The sequence below is a fragment of the Caballeronia temeraria genome, from assembly GCF_001544795.2.
GTDB lineage: Bacteria > Pseudomonadota > Gammaproteobacteria > Burkholderiales > Burkholderiaceae > Caballeronia > Caballeronia temeraria.
In genome coordinates this window covers 154519-171455 of record NZ_FCOI02000015.1, presented here as the reverse complement: position 1 = coordinate 171455, position 16937 = coordinate 154519, and the positions used below count along the sequence as shown (strand labels likewise).

At 62.0% G+C, this 16937-nt stretch carries 15 protein-coding genes; 6 read left to right on the top strand and 9 right to left on the bottom strand.

Annotated features, from left to right (window positions below; translation table 11 throughout):
* The first annotated feature begins 37 nt into the window (after positions 1–37).
* On the top strand, positions 38–286 hold the full coding sequence (locus AWB76_RS22055; RefSeq protein ID WP_096031342.1) for a FitA-like ribbon-helix-helix domain-containing protein: 249 nt from the start codon (positions 38–40) through the stop codon (positions 284–286).
* Entirely contained in the window at positions 283–702 is a 420-nt protein-coding gene (locus tag AWB76_RS22050) for a type II toxin-antitoxin system VapC family toxin (protein ID WP_061162257.1), read from the top strand. The genes AWB76_RS22055 and AWB76_RS22050 overlap by 4 nt, the downstream gene beginning before the upstream one ends.
* A gap of 43 nt (positions 703–745) precedes the next feature.
* On the opposite strand, the gene iolB is transcribed toward AWB76_RS22050, so the two are convergent.
* The 7 genes from iolB to AWB76_RS22015 form a co-directional block, all read right to left on the bottom strand.
* The gene (iolB, locus tag AWB76_RS22045; RefSeq protein ID WP_061162256.1) at positions 746–1558 is read right to left on the bottom strand and encodes a 5-deoxy-glucuronate isomerase; all 813 of its coding nucleotides are present in this window, start codon (positions 1556–1558) and stop codon (positions 746–748) included.
* On the bottom strand, positions 1555–2457 hold the full coding sequence (gene iolE / locus AWB76_RS22040) for a myo-inosose-2 dehydratase (protein ID WP_061162255.1): 903 nt from the start codon (positions 2455–2457) through the stop codon (positions 1555–1557). The genes iolB and iolE overlap by 4 nt, the downstream gene beginning before the upstream one ends.
* Positions 2458–2532: 75 nt before the next feature.
* Positions 2533–4416 (bottom strand): 3D-(3,5/4)-trihydroxycyclohexane-1,2-dione acylhydrolase (decyclizing), encoded by a 1884-nt coding sequence (iolD, locus tag AWB76_RS22035; protein ID WP_061162254.1) that lies wholly within the window; start codon positions 4414–4416, stop codon positions 2533–2535.
* Positions 4413–6410 carry a bifunctional 5-dehydro-2-deoxygluconokinase/5-dehydro-2-deoxyphosphogluconate aldolase gene (locus AWB76_RS22030; RefSeq protein ID WP_061162253.1) on the bottom strand — a complete coding sequence of 666 codons (1998 nt, stop codon included), beginning with the start codon at positions 6408–6410 and terminating at the stop codon, positions 4413–4415. Before AWB76_RS22030 ends, iolD begins: the two co-directional genes overlap by 4 nt.
* A 13-nt stretch (positions 6411–6423) precedes the next feature.
* Entirely contained in the window at positions 6424–7209 is a 786-nt protein-coding gene (locus tag AWB76_RS22025; protein ID WP_061162252.1) for an ATP-binding cassette domain-containing protein, read from the bottom strand.
* 12 nt (positions 7210–7221) lie between these two features.
* Positions 7222–8388 carry an ABC transporter permease gene (locus AWB76_RS22020; RefSeq protein ID WP_061162251.1) on the bottom strand — a complete coding sequence of 389 codons (1167 nt, stop codon included), beginning with the start codon at positions 8386–8388 and terminating at the stop codon, positions 7222–7224.
* Between the two features lie 142 nt (positions 8389–8530).
* Entirely contained in the window at positions 8531–9583 is a 1053-nt protein-coding gene (locus tag AWB76_RS22015) for a sugar ABC transporter substrate-binding protein (protein WP_061162250.1), read from the bottom strand.
* A gap of 202 nt (positions 9584–9785) precedes the next feature.
* On the opposite strand from AWB76_RS22015, the gene AWB76_RS22010 reads away from it, so the two are divergent.
* The 4 genes from AWB76_RS22010 (at position 9786) to AWB76_RS21995 (ending at position 12963) form a co-directional block, all read left to right on the top strand.
* The gene (locus tag AWB76_RS22010) at positions 9786–10664 is read left to right on the top strand and encodes a MurR/RpiR family transcriptional regulator (protein ID WP_061162249.1); all 879 of its coding nucleotides are present in this window, start codon (positions 9786–9788) and stop codon (positions 10662–10664) included.
* Positions 10654–11658, top strand: a complete 1005-nt coding sequence (iolG, locus tag AWB76_RS22005) for an inositol 2-dehydrogenase (protein ID WP_061162248.1) — start codon at positions 10654–10656, stop codon at positions 11656–11658. Before AWB76_RS22010 ends, iolG begins: the two co-directional genes overlap by 11 nt.
* Positions 11655–12671 (top strand): Gfo/Idh/MocA family oxidoreductase, encoded by a 1017-nt coding sequence (locus tag AWB76_RS22000; protein ID WP_061162247.1) that lies wholly within the window; start codon positions 11655–11657, stop codon positions 12669–12671. The genes iolG and AWB76_RS22000 overlap by 4 nt, the downstream gene beginning before the upstream one ends.
* Before the next feature lie 64 nt (positions 12672–12735).
* Complete coding sequence (locus AWB76_RS21995) at positions 12736–12963, top strand: sulfurtransferase TusA family protein (RefSeq protein WP_008341954.1); 228 nt, start codon at positions 12736–12738, stop codon at positions 12961–12963.
* 81 nt (positions 12964–13044) lie between these two features.
* On the opposite strand, the gene galU is transcribed toward AWB76_RS21995, so the two are convergent.
* Both galU and AWB76_RS21985 read right to left on the bottom strand, forming a co-directional pair.
* Positions 13045–13926: a UTP--glucose-1-phosphate uridylyltransferase GalU gene (gene galU, locus AWB76_RS21990; protein WP_061162246.1), complete on the bottom strand. Its 882-nt coding sequence runs from the start codon at positions 13924–13926 to the stop codon at positions 13045–13047.
* 78 nt (positions 13927–14004) lie between these two features.
* Complete coding sequence (locus tag AWB76_RS21985) at positions 14005–16872, bottom strand: valine--tRNA ligase (protein ID WP_061162245.1); 2868 nt, start codon at positions 16870–16872, stop codon at positions 14005–14007.
* Positions 16873–16937 lie beyond the last annotated feature (65 nt).

Sequence of the window (16937 nt, the reverse complement as noted above, 5' to 3'; positions counted from 1 at the left end):
GAATGAAATCCGATTCATCGCATCAACGGAGGTCAACGTGGTAGCCATGACCATTCAGGATATTGACGAGCAACTCGAGACGCGTCTGCGTATTCAGGCGGCGAAGCATGGCCGCTCGATGGAGGAAGAGGCTCGCGATATTCTGCGCACGGCATTATCGACAGAACCGGTTCAAGGCACGAGTCTGGTTGATTCGATTCGTGCTCGCATCGATCCGCTGGGCGGCGTGGAACTGGAACTTCCCAGGCGCGACGCGATTCGCAACCCGACGGGCTTCGATGAATGATCGTTCTGGATACCAATGTCCTTTCGGAACTGCTGCGTCCGGCGCCGGAGCCGCGCCTTCTGACATGGCTCGCCCATGAGCCACGTTCGGCCCTATTCACGACGACTGTCACGCGTGGCGAGATTCTCTACGGAATTTGGTCGATGCCGGCAGGCGTACGTCGGCAACGCTTCTGGGATGCCACTCGGATCATTTTTAGCGAAGACTTCGCGGGCCGCGTTCTGAGTTTCGACGACGATGCCGCGGACGCGTACGCGGAGATCGCCGCATCGAGAAAAAGCATCGGCAAGCCCATCAGTCAGTTCGATGCGATGATCGCGGCCATAGTGCGTTCGCGCGGCGCAACGCTGGCCACGCGCGACGTGAAGGACTTCGTCGAATGCGGAATTGAGATCTTCGATCCTTGGAACGCCTAGTGCAAGGAATGCCGCACCATGCGGCATTCGCCCTTTCCGCAGCTTATCCCTGCGCCTTGTTATCCCTTTCCACGATCCACTCATGCTTCGGATCGTTCTTGAAGTGCCACGTGCGCTTGTCGCCCGCCATCACGTTCAGATAGTAGTTGTCGTACCCATACGGCACGACCACCGGATGATACCCACGGGGCACCATGACGACATCGTGATTCTCGACGGCCATCGTTTCATCGAGATCGCGTTCGTCGGTGTAAACGCGCTGAAACGCGAACCCTTGCGGCGGGTTCAGTCGATGGTAGTACGTCTCTTCGAGCGAGCTTTCGACAGGCACATTGTCCTGATCGTGCTTGTGCGGCGGATAACTCGATGCATGTCCGCCTGGTGTGCGCACTTCGACAACCAGTAAGGATTCCGCATTTTCAGTTTGAGGAAGAATATCGCATACATAGCGCGTATTCGCGTTCTTGCCGCGCGTCGAGCGCTTCATCTGCGATGGCTCGATGAGACGCGGCGGGAACTCGCCCTTAGCGGGCGCACTCGCGACGCCGATCTCGGCATCGCGCTCCGCACGCACGATGGCCGCGAGTTTCGGCGGCACATAGACCGCATACGGCGACGCGTCTTCGAATACGCTGTCGCGCGAGCCGATCGACTGATAATGCTCGTCGCCGGCTTCGACGCTCACCGTGCCCGTCAACACGACGATGCAGCTTTCGCGATCCGCGTCGTACACGTGCACGACATCGCCGGCATTCAGCCGATACGCCGCGAAGCCGACATGCTTCCAGCCTGCCGAATCGGGCGTGACGCGCGCGATGGTTTGTCCTTCGCGCGATGCTTTCACTAGCAGGCTCATGCTGCCTCCTTGAATGTTGCGTCGACGAGCGCACGCAGTGTGCGATAGCCCTTGTCGGCATAGGCATAGCTCGGTGCGATCACCGGATCCTGTTCGGCTTCCACGACGAGCCAGCCTTCGTAATCATGCCGCGCGAGACACGCGACGATGCCCGGATAGTCGACGCAGCCATCGCCGGGTACGGAGAACGCGCCGTTGATGACCGCATCGAGAAAGCTCCAGTTGCGATTGCGCGCGAGCTTCACGATCTCGGGGCGCACGTCCTTGCAGTGCACGTGGCACACGCGCGTAATGTGTTTTTGCAGCACGCTCAGGGCATCGCCGCCCGCGAAGGTGATGTGCCCGGCGTCGAACAGCAGGCCGACTGCATCGTTGGTGAGCGCCATCAGGCGATCGACATCGGCGGGTGTCTCGACATACGCGCCCATGTGATGATGATAGGCGACGCGCACGCCGCGCGAGAGCGTGTATTCGGCGAAGCGGTTCAGGCGCTCGGCGTACTGGGTCCATTGCGCATCGGAGAAGAAGCGCGGACGTTGGTAGAGCGGGCGCGGCGCGCCCTGGATCGAGTTTGCGACTTCGCCGTAGACCATTACGGTTGCGCCGTTTTTGGCGAGCAAGTCGAGATGGGGGCCGACGGCTTCGATCTCTTCTTCCGCGCTGCGGGTCGCGAGTCTGCCTGAGTACCAGCCGGATACGAGTGCTAGTCCATATTGTGCGAGCAAGGTTTTTAGTGCCTGCGGTTCGCGTGGGAACTTGTTGCCGAGTTCGAAGCCTTCATAGCCGATCTGTTTTCCTTCTGTCAGTGCGGTAGACAGAGGCGTCTCCCCGCCGAGGGAAGGTAAGTCGTCGTTCATCCACGACAATGGGTTTATGCCGATACGGACGTTCAATGGCATGGTTGTGGGTTCCTTTTCGGTTTGTTTCGTGAAGTCCTGTATTCGACGCGAAAGCAGGATTCCATAGAAGCCTCGTCAAACGCCTCGAGCCCGAACAGCCTGCTCATAAGCCTCCCGAGCCACCACAACAGCCGCGCGTTCGGACACTTGAGGCACGGCCACTTCCCACCACCATCCACCTTCCTCGGTCGGACGCGAAGCATCGGTATCGATAGAAATCAGATAGCTGCGATCCGCTGCGCGCGCGCGTTTCATCGCAACGAGCAGCTCGTCGATGCTGGAAACATGCTCCGCCAGCGCCCCAAGCGAACGCGCATGCATAGCGAAATCGATCTCCGGCGCACCGAGCGCCCCTTGCTTGCAGTCATCGATGAGATTGTTGAATGGCGCACCGCCACAAGCCTGCTGCAATCGATTGATGCATCCAAACCCGCGATTGTCGAGCAACACGACGATGATCTTTGCGCCAAGCATCACGGACGTAGCAAGCTCGCTATTCATCATTAAATAGCTGCCATCGCCGACGATCACGATCACCTCGCGCTCGGGCTTCGCGAGCTTCACACCGAGACCGCCCGCGACTTCATAGCCCATGCACGAATAGCCGTATTCAACGTGATAGCCGCCAGGCTCGCCGGTGCGCCACAGCTTCTGCAAATCCGCCGGCAGCGTCCCCGCCGCGCACACGACGATATCCTTCAAGGGCGATGCGTCGTCCGAGCGCTGCACGGCGCCGATCACATCGGCCTCGCGTGGCAACGCACCATCCGCAACGGGCGCATTCGTCACATGCGCGACCGTCTCGCGCCATTCGTTCGCAAGCCGATGCGCGCGCGTCGTCCATTGAGGCGATGCATGCCAGTCGCCAAGTGCCGCCGATAACGCTTCGAGCGCAGCGCCCGCATCCGCCTGCACGGCGATTGCGTTCTGCTTCAGCGCATCGAACGGATTGGCATTGATCGCGACCAGCCGCGCCTGCGTGAAGAGCGTGTTCGATCCCGTCGTGAAGTCCTGCAAACGCGTGCCGACAGCAAGCACGCAATCGCTCGCGTGCGCGAGTTCGTTCGCCGCCGATCCACCGGTCACGCCGATGCCGCCCGCGTTCAATGCATCGTCCCACGCGAGCGCGCCTTTGCCCGCCTGTGTCTCCGCAACAGGCACGCCGTGCTTGTGCGCGAACTTGCGCAACGCTTCGGATGCGAGACCGTAAAGCACGCCGCCTCCCGATACGATCATCGGTTCGCGCGCTTCACGCAGCATCGCGGCGGCGCGCTCGATCTCGCGCGGAACCGGCGCGGGCGCATGAAACTCGACGACGCGCGGCTCGAAGAACGAAGCAGGGTAGTCATACGCCATCGCCTGTACGTCTTGCGGCAGCGCGAGCGTGACGGGGCCGCATTGCGCCGCATCGGTGAGCACGCGAATCGCGCGCGGCAATGCGCTCAACAACTGCGCGGGATGCACGATGCGATCGAAATAGCGCGACACCGCCTTCAACGCATCGTTCGCGGAGACGCCGCCATCGTGACCATCCTCGACTTGCTGCAAGACCGGATCCGGCGCGCGCGAGACGAAGATATCGCCCGGCAGCAACAACACCGGCAAGCGGTTCACATGCGCGAGCGCCGCGGCCGTCACGAGATTGGTCGCGCCCGGCCCGATGGACGTCGTCACCGCCATCATCCGACGCCGCATATGCGCCTTCGCATACGCGATCGCGCTATGCGCCATCGCCTGTTCGTTGTGCGCGCGATACGTCGGCAATTCATCGCGATGTCGATACAGCGCCTCGCCGATGCCCGCGACATTGCCATGCCCGAAGATCGCGAACACGCCGCCGAAAAGCGGCTCGCCGTGCTCGGTGCGAAGCGCCGCCAGATAGCGCACGAGCGCCTGCGCGGCGGTCAGTCGGATGGTCGAACTCACGGCAGTCTCCGATTGCGTTGCACGCTGATTCATGCGGCTTGCTCCTGTGTGACTCGAAGTTCTTGCCCTGCGCCGGACGATGAACGCGCATCGCGCCATGCACCGATCAGCGCTTCGAACGTGCGGCGCACGCGGGCGATCAGTTCGCGGTCGTCGATTTCATTGGCGAGCCACGCATGACTTGGCTCATGAAAAATCGTGCGTCCGACGGTAAAGCCCTTACACGTATTCGACGATGCCGCCGCCCTGAAGCCATCGCGCAACTGATCGACGCCCGCCGACAAGCCGAGCAGCACGACGCCGCGGCAATACGGATCGCGTTCGGCGATCAGCGCATCGACGGCCTGCCATTGCTTCGCGCTCATCGGCTCGAGCTTCCACCATTCCGGATAGATGCCGAGGTTGTAGAGACGCTTCAACGCGCGATACACGGTGTCGTCTTCGACCGGCGGCCCGTTCTTCGGCACGATCACTTCGAGCAGCAGCTCATTGCCGCTTTCCTGCACGGCATCGTAGAGCGCGCGCAACTGCGCTTCCTGTTCGAGCCGCACGTCATGCGGATGGTCGGGGTGATACTGCACGAGACACTTCGCGACTTGCTCTCGCGGCCATTGCACGAGCGTCGTGCCGATCGAGCGGCCGTGATCGAATTCGAGCGGCATCGAGCCGGGCAGTTCGACTGGCCGGCCGATCCACCAGCCACGTCCCGTCGCCGCGTTCAACGCATCCTGTCCGTATCGATCATCGATCAGGACGCCGATTCGTCCTTCGAGTCCGAGTTCCTTCTCCGTCTGCGCGACGGCTTCCACGAACAGGTTCTTGAGCGTCGCGATGCGCGATTCGTCCGTGCCTGTCTGCTGCGCGAGATCGAAGAACTGATTGCGATGATCGAACGCGAAGCCGAGCACTTCATCCCATTGCTTGCGCTTCGGACTCACGCGATGCAGGCGCGCGAGTTTCGCATCGCGATCGGGGCGGCGCATGCGCGCAGGATCTTCCTTCGCTGCCGCGAGGAAATAATCCAGTTCGGCGGGCGTGGGCATCGCGGGTGCGCAGCCGTGACGCGATACGACGAGCGCGCCGCACGCGTTGGCCGAACGCGCGCACGCGTCGAGCGGCTCGTCGCGCAGCCATCCCGACAGGAAGCCGGAGGCGAACGCGTCGCCCGCGCCGAGCACGTTGAGCACTTCCACTTCGACGCCGCCGTGGACCGGCGCATCGTCGATGGATGCGGGCACTGCGCCTTCGATAATCGAGCAGCCGAGCGGCCCGCGCTTCACGACGAGCGTCGCATTCGTGACCTTGCGGACCATCGCGAGCGCATCGACCAGGCTGTCCTTGCCGCCCGCGATACGAAACTCTTCTTCCGTGCCGATGACGAGATCGATCAGGGGCAGAATGTGCTGCAAATGCGCGGTGACGCTTTCATTCGCGATGAAGCGCGTTTCGCCATCGGCCTTGCCCGTGAGGCCCCACAACACCGGCCGATAGTCGATGTCGAGAATCGTGCGCACGTCGTTGCGCCGCGCGTATTCAAGCGCGCGGCGGCTCGTGCGGTTCACCTGTTCGGTCGAGAAATGCGTGCCCGTGATGAGCAGCGCCTTCGACGACGCGATATACGCTTCATCGAAGTCACTTTCGTCGACGGCCATGTCCGCGCAGTTCTCGCGATAGAACACGAGCGGAAACGTGTCGCGATCTTCGAGGCCGAGCAGCACGAGCGCAGTCAGCCGTTCTCGATCGATGCGCACGTGACTTACATCGCAGCCTTCGCGTTCGAGCGTTTCGGTGAGAAAGCGCCCCATGTGATCGTTGCCGACGCGTGCGAGCATCGACGAATTGAAGCCGAGCCGTGCGCATCCGAACGCGATATTCGCGGACGAGCCGCCGAGATACTTCGCGAACGTCGATACATCTTCGAGGCGCGCGCCGACGTTCTGCGCATAGAGATCGACGGCGAGACGCCCGAGGCAGACGATATCGCGCGTGCGATCCGGCGCGAAGCGAGAGGGGGTGTGTGTTGGCATGGATTCAATGTCCTCAGATCGTCGCGCCTTCGAGTTCGGTCATCATCTGCTGCATTTCGGCGCCGCCCGCCATCATGTCGAGCACTTCGTTCTTGCTGATGGTGTCCTTCGTGTAGGTGCCCATCGAGCGGCCGCGATTGAGCAGCGTGAACGAATCGCCGATCGGATACGCGTGGTGCACGTTGTGCGTGATGAAGATCACCGAGATGCCTTTCTCGCGTGCCTTGTGGATCAGCTTCAGCACGTTGAAGCTCTGCTTCACGCCGAGCGCGGCGGTCGGTTCGTCGAGGATCAGCACGCGCGCGCCGAAGTGAATCGCGCGTGCGATCGCGAGACATTGCTTCTCGCCGCCGGACATCGTGCCGATTGGCTGATGCGGATCGCGCACGTTGATGCCCATTTCCGCGAGCTTCGCGCGCGAGGTTTCGGCGGCGAGGTCGAGATCCATCACGCTGATGCCGAAGCGCTTCTTCTGCGGCTCGCGTCCCATGAAGAAGTTGCGCGCGACGGAAAGCAGCGGCACGAGCGCGAGATCCTGATACACGGTCGCGATGCCGAGATCGAGCGCTTCCTTCGGCGATTCGAATTTCACGGGCTTGCCGTCGACGAGATAGTCGCCGGAAGAGGGCTGATGCACGCCGGCCAGCGTCTTGATGAGGGTGGATTTGCCCGCGCCGTTATCGCCGAGCAGGCAGTGCACTTCGCCGCGTTTGAGCCGCAAGGTGACGCCGTTCAGCGCGATCACCTTGCCGAAGAACTTGCTGACGTTTTCGAGTGCGAGGATGTTTTCGTCGTTCATGTCGGCGCTCCCTTATTGAGCCTGCGAAACGCGGCGGCGCACGTAGTGATTGAAGAGCACGGCGATGAGCAGCATCACGCCGAGGAACACGCGGAACCAGTCCGAGCTCACGTTTGTATAAGTGATGCCGATCTGCACGACGCCGAAGATCAGTGCTCCGAAGCATGCGCCGACGACCGAACCGTAACCGCCTGTCAGCAAGGTGCCGCCGATGACCGCCGCGATGATCGCTTCGAATTCCTTCTGCAAGCCACGATCAGCCGCAGCCGATCCGATGTCGCACACTTGCAGCACGGCGAACAGGCACGAGCAGAACGCGGTCAGCACGAAGAGCGAAATCTTCACGCGCTTCACCGGCACGCCGACGTTCTTCGCGGCATTCGCATCGCCGCCGACAGCGAGAATCCAGTTGCCGTAGCGCGTCTTGGCGAGCACGAAGGCACCGACCGCCGCGAGTGCGAGCCACCAGATGATGACCTTCGGAATGCCCGGCACGAGCGGCTGGCCGCTGTCGAGCAGCTTGCCGATGCCCATGTGCGCGAGCCAGGTGAACAGGCCGTGCAACGCGACGCCATGAAACAGCGTATCGGCGATGGGATCGGCCTGCGCGAGATCACCGACGCCCGAGATGATGGTGCGGTCCGCGAACATGATCGAGAGCGCGAGCGTGAGACCGCGCAGGATGAACAGAAACGCGAGCGTGACGATGAACGACGGCAGGCGCGTGCGCATCACGAGATAGCCGTTGAGCGCGCCGAGCAGCATCGACATCACGAACGCGAAGAGAATCGAAACTGATATGGGCCAGTGAAAGTAGACCGATGGCAGGGCGACCATCATGCCCGCGAAGCCGATCATCGAGCCGATGGACAAGTCGAACTCGCCCGCGATCATCAGCAGGCACGCGCCGACCGCGAGCAGGCCGAGATAGGCGGCGACTTGCGACCAGTTCATCACGCCGTCGAGGTTGAACATGCCCGACGATCCCGCGGCGAAACCGAACACGAGGAACACGAGCACGGTGCCGGAAATTGCCGCGAATTCCGGGCGATTCAACAAATGACCGAACCACGATGTCCGGCGTACGCGCTCATCCGAGGGCTTTGCCTTGTCAGGTGTTTCAGCGTTGTCCTGCTGAGGGTTCACGTGAGGAGGGTAATGCTTGCCGGCTACGCCCATGATGGCTCCTTGAGGCTCGATGTCGATGCGGTACCGATGCGCGCGCCCCCGCCGCGTCCGCGAACGGACGCAGCAAAGCGCGCTGAACGTTGATAAAAGCGGGCGGTGCTAGAAGGGCCGCCCGAAACAGGTCATGCCGGGATCAACGATATTGACCGGCGTACTTCACGACCTTGTCGAGATTTTCTTTGGTGATGAAACCCGGGCCCGAACGGATGTTCTTCGGCCCATACGACGGCTGCAATCCATAGGTTTCGAGGCGCGCCTTGAACTTCGGATTCGCTTCGAGAATCTGACGGATCTTCGCCGGATCGGTCGTGTGATCCTTGTGGACGATCGCGAGCACGGCCACGGGAATATAGCCTTGCAGGTACGGCTGCTGATCGATCGCGAACTTGATCGTGCCGTCCTTGATCGCCTTCGCGATGTCATCGGAAAAGTCGAAAGTCACGAAATAGACCTTGTTTTGCAGGCCCATTTGCGCGACGGCCTTGAGCGTCGCCGAAGCGGGCGTCGGTCCGAGCGTGAGGATCGCCTGCGTGTCCGGATGGTTGCGCAGGAACGCCGAGACCTTCGACTGAATCTCGGTCGGGTCCTGGCCCGAGTCGAGCGTCGCGGCCTTGTAGTCGACGCCGAGGGCATCGGCGAAACCGCGGCAACGATCGAACGACACCGTATTGGTCGCGATATGGTTCACGCACAGAAACGACTTGATGCCCGCGGCCTTGGCCTTTTCGCCCGCCGCCTTGCCGGCGACATATTCAGGCTGGCCGACGTGCATGATCGCGCCCAGTTGCGCGCTCTGCTCTTCGGTGCCGGAGTTGATCGTCACGAGCGGGATCTTCTTCGCGGTGACCTTGTTGATCGAGCTTTTCAGCACGTCGAAGTCCGCGATGGTGGTGATGACGCCGTCGTAGTTGCGCGCGGCGGCCTGCTCGATCAGGCGCGACATGTCCGCGATATCGCCGTTCGGCGGATTGCGGTAGTCCGTCTGCACGTTGAAGTCTTCATCGGCCTGCTTGATCGCGTTCTTGATGGTGTTCCACCAGGAATCGGAGTCCGGCGCGTGGCTGATCAGCACGAACTTCGCATCGGGCGCCGCGTGTGCGGAACTCGTCGCCATCATCGTTGCGCTGCACAACGCAGCAGCAGCCACCAGCGCGCGCAGCGCGGCCCGACCGTTGCAAATGGTCATCGTCTCCACCTATCTCGGTTGTTGTTTGGTGTGATGTTTCCGCGAGCCGGCCGTTCGATGTGCCGTGCTCAGGACCAAGAGTAGGTCAGTTTTCGGCGGTCTGCAATGGAAATTTTATTGATGCGGCAAATGGAAAATACATTCCAATTTGCTTGCCGCGTTCCTATAATCGGTTGCAAGACGAACATCGAAAGAGCCTGTGATGGATGAGACCAGCACCGACGTGCAGAGCGTCGACGAACTGATGCAACGGATCACCGACGCCTTCGATTCGCTGCCGCGTCAGTTGAAGAGCGTCGCGACGTATATCGAGCAGCATCGGCAGAGCGTGATGATGGATCGCACGAGCGATATCGCGAGCGCGTGCGGCGTGCATGCGTCGGCGGTCGTGCGGTTCGCGCAGCGCTTCGGCTTTTCCGGCTTCTCCGACTTGCAGGCCGTGTTCCGCCAGGCGTACACGGGCGCGGGCGGCTCGCAGCAGACGTATCAGCAGCGCATTCGCAAGCTCATCGACGAGAAGGCGGGCGAGGCCTCGGGCGTGTCGGTCGCGCGCGAGTTCATCGCGGCGAGCCGCACGGGTCTCGACGAGCTCGAAGCCGGTCTCGACGACGCGCAGTTCGAAGCCGCCGTCGAAATGCTTTCGCAGGCCGAGAACATTTACGTGATCGGCGTGCGCCGGTCGTTCGCGGTGGCGAGCTACATCGTCTATGCATTGCAGCACACGAAGAAACGCGTGCATCTGATTTCGGGCATCGGCGGCATGTTTCGCGAGCAGATGCGCAGCGTGCGGAAAGAGGACGTGGTGATCGCGATCAGCTTCGCGCCCTACGGCAAGGAGACGCAATATTGCGTGCGCGCCGCGCAGCATCGCGGCGCGGCGACCCTCGTCATCACCGATAGCCAGCTTTCGCCGCTCGCGCGTCACGCGAGCGCGAGTCTGTTCGTGAAGGAAGGCAGCGCGTTCGCGTTCCGTTCGCTCACGAGCACCATTTGCCTGTGCCAGGCGTTGTTCATCGCGCTCGCGTACCGGCTCGAGTTGAACGTTGAGGAATCCAAGGAGACAGGTGGCTATGACGATTGATGTGGCGGTGTTTGGAGCAGGGCGCATCGGCAAGATTCACGCGGCCAATCTCGCGCGGCAGCCGGGCGTGCGGTTGAAATATGTCGTCGATGTGAATCGCGACGCAGCCGCCGCGCTCGCGAAAGAGCACGGCGCGACCGTCGCCGATGTCGACGGCGCAATGGGCGATGCCTCCGTCGGCGCGACTGTCGTGTGTTCGAGCACGGACACGCACGCGGACCTGATTCTGGCGTCGGCGGCGCAGAAGAAGCATGTGTTTTGCGAGAAGCCCGTCGATCTCACGACCGAGCGTGCGCGCGCATGCGCCGATGCCGTCGCGAAGGCGGGCGTCGTCTGCATGATCGGCTTTCAGCGCCGCTTCGATCCGACTTTCTCGGCGTTGAAGGCGCGCATCGATGCGGGCGAGATCGGCGATCCGGAGATGCTCATCGTGACGAGCCGCGATCCGGGCGCGCCGCCGGTCGAGTACATCAAGCATTCGGGCGGCATCTTCAAGGACATGCTGATCCACGACTTCGACATCTTCCGCTGGATTCTCGACGACGAAGCCGACACGCTGCACGCGACGGGCAGTTGTCTCTCCGATCCGGCCATCGCGGAAGCGGGCGATATCGATTCGACCGCGGTGACGATTCGCACGAAGCGCGGGCGCCTGTGCCAGATCAACACGGCGCGGCGCGCGGCGTACGGCTACGATCAGCGCTTCGAGTTGCTCGGCAGCGCGGGCATGTTGCAGGCGGGCAATGTGCGGCCGACCGAAGTCACGGCCTACACGTCGACCGCCGTTTCGAGCGACAAGCCCGAGGCGTTCTTTCTCGAACGCTATCGCGCGGCGTACGCGGCGGAAATCGCGCATTTCTTCGATGCGGTCAACAACGGCAAGCCGGTGCGAACGACCGTCGCCGATGGCCTGAAAGCGCTCGAACTCGCCGAAGCCGCGACCTTGTCGTGGCGCGAGGCGCGCATCGTCAAGCTCGGGGAGAGCGTCGCATGAACGCGGTGCGCTTCGGTATCGTCGGATTGGGAAGGCTCGGGCGGCGGCATGCGGAAAATCTCGCGTGGCGCGTGCCGGGCGCGATGCTCGTCGCGGCGTGCAGTCCGGTTGCGGATGAGCGCGCGTGGGCGTCATCGAATCTTCCTGAGTTGTCGCTCTACGCCGATTACGACGCGCTGCTCACCGACGCGTCCATCGACGCCGTGTGGCTCGTCACGCCCACGTCGCTGCATGCGCGGCAGATCATCGCCGCGTTGCGCGCGGGCAAGCATGTGTTCTGCGAGAAGCCGCTGTCGCTCGATCTCGCCGAGTGCGACGCCGTGATCGACGAGCACGCGCGTCATCCGCATCTGCACGTGATGATCGGCTTCGTGCGACGCTTCGACGCGAGCTATCGCGATGCGTTCGATAGCGTTGCAAACGGCGCGATCGGCCGGCCCTTCATGGTGCGCTCGCAGACCTGCGACAAGAACGATCCCGATGGCTTCTTCGTGCGATTCGCGCCGACCTCGGGCGGGCTCTTTCTCGATTGCAGCGTGCACGACATCGATCTCGCGCGCTGGCTGCTCGGCAATCCGCGCGCGCGGCGTGTGTACGCGAGCGGGACCATCGCGATCCACGAGGGTTTGCGCGAGTGCAATGACATCGACAATGGCGTGGGCACCATCGAGTTCGATGACGGCCGGCTGGCGGTGCTGTACGCATCGCGCACGATGGCGCACGGGCACGACACGCAGACGGAAGTGATCGGCACGGCGGGCGCGCTGTCGGTGGGGCGCAATCCGCGTGCAAATCGCGTGGAGATCGCGGATGCGCATGGCGTGCGCAATGCCTGCACGCCGACGTTCTTCGAACGTTTCGAGGATGCGTTTTTGCGCGAGGCGCAGGCGTTCGTCGCGTTGCTGCGCGATGGCAAGCCGACGGGGCTCACGCTCGACGATGCGAGGGAAGCGACGCGCATCGGAATCGCGATGCGGCAGGCGTATGAGAGCGGCACTCCAGTGAACTTGTGACCTCTGCGTTAAAATCGAACCTTCACGAGCGCAAATCTCACTGGCAATCAAAGGTTCAATCGCGATGGAAGTTCACAAGGAAGTCGACGCGCGCGGGCTCAACTGCCCGTTGCCGATCCTGCGGGCAAAGAAGGCGCTCGCCGACATGACGAGCGGTCAGATTCTGAAAGTGCTCGCGACCGATCCGGGATCGCAGCGCGATTTCGCGGCATTCGCCAAGCAGACCGGCAACGAAATCGTCGAATCGACGGCGCAGGACAAGACGTTCATCTTCCTGATGCGCCGACGCTGAAAGAGCTTCGCAGGCGCCCAAAAGCAAAAATGCCCGTCACTCGCGTGACGGGCATTTTTTTCAGCCGATGCAGCCGGAAATTCAGCCTTCGAGAATCGGCGCGCGATTACGCAGATATTCCTCGAATTCCTGCTTCACTTCCGGGTGACGCAGCGCGAACTCGACCGTCGCCTTGAGGTAGCCGAGCTTGCTGCCGCAGTCGAAGCGCGTGCCGTGATACTTGTACGCGAGCACTTGCTCATCCGACAGCAGCGACTGAATCGCGTCCGTCAGTTGCAGTTCGCCGCCCGCGCCCGGCTTCAGCGCGCGGATGTGATCGAAAATGCGCGGCTTCAGCACGTAACGGCCGACCACGCCCAGGCTCGACGGCGCCACGGCCGGTTCCGGCTTCTCGACGATGCCCGACAGCTTGAAGATGTTGTCTTCCCACTCCTTGCCGTCGATGATGCCGTAGGACTTCGAATCTTCCGGCGGGATCTCTTCGACGCCGATCACCGAGCTGTGATAGTGGTCGAAGACTTCGATCATCTGCGACATCACGGGCGGCTTGCCGTACAGCAAGTCGTCCGCGAGGATCACGGCGAACGGATTGTCGCCGACCAGCTTCTCCGCGCACAGCACGGCGTGGCCGAGACCGAGCGCTTCGGCCTGACGCACGTAGAAGCAGTCGACATGGCTCGGCTTGATGCTGCGCACGAGCTCGAGCAGCTTGTCCTTACCGCGCGCCTCGAGTTCCGCTTCGATCTCGTAGGACTTGTCGAAATGATCTTCGATGGCGCGCTTGCTGCGGCCAGTCACGAAGATCATCTCAGTGATGCCGGCCGCCATTGCTTCTTCGACCGCGTACTGAATCAGCGGTTTGTCCACGACGGGCAGCATTTCCTTCGGGCTGGCCTTGGTCGCGGGAAGGAACCGCGTGCCCAGACCTGCGACCGGAAAAACCGCTTTGGTAACTTTTAGCATGTGATGACCCTGTTCCTCTTAATCAATGAAACGTCGAGACAGACGGAGCGGATCGATAAATGATTCGAACCCTCAAAATCAAGCCGGCAGACGCAATAATTGGGCCTGAAGCTTCTCGATGGTGGTTCCGTATTCTGCCAGCCTTTTGCGCTCCTGTTCAACGACAGCGGCCGGTGCTTTTGCAACAAAGCTTTCATTGCCGAGTTTCGCGTTACATTTTGCGACTTCGGCAATCAAACGGTCCACTTCCTTGCTCAGACGCTCGCGTTCGGCGGCGACATCGATCTCGACCTTCAACACGAGCTTGCTCGTGCCGACGATCGCGAACGGCGCGCCATGCGCTTCCTTGTCGAGATCGGCTTCGTCGTCGATGATCTTCACTTCGGAGAGACGCGCGAGGGCGGCGATATACGGTGCGAAGGCGGAGAGGCGGGCCGCGTCGCCGTGTGCGAGCAGCGGCACCTTCACCGCGGGCGACAGATTCATTTCGCCACGCAGATTACGACATGCATCGATGACAGCCTTCAGTTCGGCCGCCCACTGTTCTGACGATTCATCGATCTTTTTCTGCTCGGCGCGCGGATAAGGCTGCGTCATTATCGACACGTCGCCTTCGCTCGCGCCTTGCGGGAACGCATCGGTCATGGGCGCGACTTTCTGCCACAACGCTTCCGTGATGAACGGGATGACCGGATGCGCGAGGCGCAGCACCGTTTCCAGCACGCGCAACAGCGTGCGGCGCGTCGCGGTCTGCTGCGCCGGCGTGCCGGTCTGGATTTGCACCTTCGCGAGTTCCAGATACCAGTCGCAGTACTCGTCCCACACGAACTTGTAGATCGCGCTCGCGACGTTGTCGAAACGATAATCCGCGAAGCCTTTCTCCACTTCGGCTTCCACGCGCTGAAGCAGCGACACGATCCAGCGGTCCGCCTGCGAGTAGTCGGTGTAGCCGCCCGGGCCGCAATCGCCCGGCTTGCATGCGCCCGGATTCGCGAAACCGCAATCGTGGCCTTCGCAGTTCATCAACACGAAACGCGTGGCGTTCCACAGCTTGTTGCAGAAATTGCGATAGCCCTCGCAACGCGCGAGGTCGAAGTTGACGTTGCGGCCGAGCGTGGCCATCGACGCCATCGTGAAGCGCAGTGCATCCGTGCCGAACGACGGAATGCCTTCGGGGAATTCCTTGCGCGTCTTCTTCTCGATCTGCGCGGCGGCCTTCGGGTTCATGAGCCCCGTCGTGCGCTTGGCGACGAGCGATTCGAGGTCGATGCCATCGACGATATCGATCGGATCGAGCGTATTGCCCTTGCTCTTCGACATCTTCTGGCCTTCGGCGTCGCGCACGAGGCCGTGCACATAGACGGTGTCGAAAGGCACCTTGCCGGTGAAATGCGTGGTCATCATCACCATTCTGGCGACCCAGAAGAAGATGATGTCGAAGCCCGTCACGAGCACCGACGACGGCAGGAATGCCTTCAGTTCCCGCGTCTCGTTCGGCCAGCCGAGCGACGAGAACGGCACGAGCGCGGACGAGAACCACGTGTCGAGCACGTCTTCGTCGCGCTTGAGTGCGCCCTTGTAGCCTTGCGCGTCGGCTTCGGCGCGGGCTTCGTCTTCCGTCTTCGCGACGAAGATCTCGCCGTTCTCGCCATACCACGCGGGAATCTGATGGCCCCACCACAACTGACGCGAAATGCACCAGTCCTGGATGTTCTCGAGCCACTGATAGTAGGTCGTGGTCCAGTTCTCCGGCACGAACTTGATCTGGCCGCTGCGCACGACATCGAGCGACGTGTCCGTGATCGACTTGCCCGGATTGAACGTGCCTTCGGGCGCGGGCTTGCTCATCGCGACGAACCACTGGTCGGTCAGCATCGGCTCGATGACCACGTTCGTGCGGTCGCCGCGCGGCACCATCAGCTTGTGCGGCTTGACGGATTCGAGCAGGCCGAGCGCTTCGAGGTCCTTCACGACTGCCTTGCGCGCATCGAAACGATCCATGCCGCGATACTTCTCGGGCGCATTGCCATTGATCTTCGCGTCGAGCGTGAGGATTTCGATCTGCGGCAGCTTGTGGCGCTGGCCGACGGCGTAGTCGTTGAAGTCGTGCGCGGGCGTGACTTTCACGACGCCGGTGCCGAATTCGCGATCGACGTAGTCATCGGCGATGACGGGGATTTCGCGATCGCACAGCGGCAGCACGACCGTCTTGCCGATCAGGTGCTGATAACGCTCGTCTTCCGGATGCACCATCACGGCGACGTCGCCGAGCATGGTTTCGGGGCGCGTGGTCGCGACCGTCAGATGACCCGAGCCATCGGGCAAAGGATACTGGATGTGCCACAGGCTGCCGTTCTCTTCCTCGCTCACCACTTCGAGATCCGACACGGCCGTGCCGAGCACCGGGTCCCAGTTCACGAGCCGCTTGCCGCGATAGATCAGGCCTTGCTTGTACAGCGTGACGAATACGTCGCGCACGGCGGCCGACATCTTGTCGTCCATCGTGAAATATTCGCGCGACCAGTCGATCGACGCGCCGAGGCGCCGCACCTGATTCGTGATGGTCGAGCCGGATTGCTGCTTCCACGCCCAGACGCGCTTCAGAAACTCCTCGCGGCCGAGGTCATGGCGCGAGATGCCTTGCGCATCCAGTTGGCGTTCGACGACGATCTGCGTCGCGATGCCCGCGTGGTCCGTGCCCGGCACCCACAGCGTGTTTTCGCCGAGCATGCGGTGATAGCGCGTGAGGCCATCCATGATCGTCTGGTTGAACGCGTGCCCCATGTGCAGCGTGCCGGTGACGTTCGGCGGCGGCAACTGGATGGAGAAATTCTTCGCGCCCTCTTTGAACGTGGGCGCGGCGTACCCGCGTTTTTCCCATTCCGGGCCCCATTGGGACTCGATGTTTTGAGGCTCGAAGCTCTTCGCAAGCGTGTTGTCGCTCATTTGTGGAATCTGCCGAAAAATGCGTGAAAAAATGCGGGGGAATCCCCAATTATAAGGTTCCGCGC

Coding starts and splice junctions, on each gene's coding strand:
- AWB76_RS22050 (WP_061162257.1), top strand. CDS start 283: ATGATCGTTCTGGATACCAATGTCCTTTCGGAACTGCTGCGTCCGGCG.
- iolB (WP_061162256.1), bottom strand. CDS start 1,558: ATGAGCCTGCTAGTGAAAGCATCGCGCGAAGGACAAACCATCGCGCGC.
- iolE (WP_061162255.1), bottom strand. CDS start 2,457: ATGCCATTGAACGTCCGTATCGGCATAAACCCATTGTCGTGGATGAAC.
- iolD (WP_061162254.1), bottom strand. CDS start 4,416: ATGAATCAGCGTGCAACGCAATCGGAGACTGCCGTGAGTTCGACCATC.
- AWB76_RS22030 (WP_061162253.1), bottom strand. CDS start 6,410: ATGCCAACACACACCCCCTCTCGCTTCGCGCCGGATCGCACGCGCGAT.
- AWB76_RS22025 (WP_061162252.1), bottom strand. CDS start 7,209: ATGAACGACGAAAACATCCTCGCACTCGAAAACGTCAGCAAGTTCTTC.
- AWB76_RS22020 (WP_061162251.1), bottom strand. CDS start 8,388: ATGGGCGTAGCCGGCAAGCATTACCCTCCTCACGTGAACCCTCAGCAG.
- AWB76_RS22015 (WP_061162250.1), bottom strand. CDS start 9,583: ATGACCATTTGCAACGGTCGGGCCGCGCTGCGCGCGCTGGTGGCTGCT.
- AWB76_RS22010 (WP_061162249.1), top strand. CDS start 9,786: ATGGATGAGACCAGCACCGACGTGCAGAGCGTCGACGAACTGATGCAA.
- iolG (WP_061162248.1), top strand. CDS start 10,654: ATGACGATTGATGTGGCGGTGTTTGGAGCAGGGCGCATCGGCAAGATT.
- AWB76_RS22000 (WP_061162247.1), top strand. CDS start 11,655: ATGAACGCGGTGCGCTTCGGTATCGTCGGATTGGGAAGGCTCGGGCGG.
- AWB76_RS21995 (WP_008341954.1), top strand. CDS start 12,736: ATGGAAGTTCACAAGGAAGTCGACGCGCGCGGGCTCAACTGCCCGTTG.
- galU (WP_061162246.1), bottom strand. CDS start 13,926: ATGCTAAAAGTTACCAAAGCGGTTTTTCCGGTCGCAGGTCTGGGCACG.
- AWB76_RS21985 (WP_061162245.1), bottom strand. CDS start 16,872: ATGAGCGACAACACGCTTGCGAAGAGCTTCGAGCCTCAAAACATCGAG.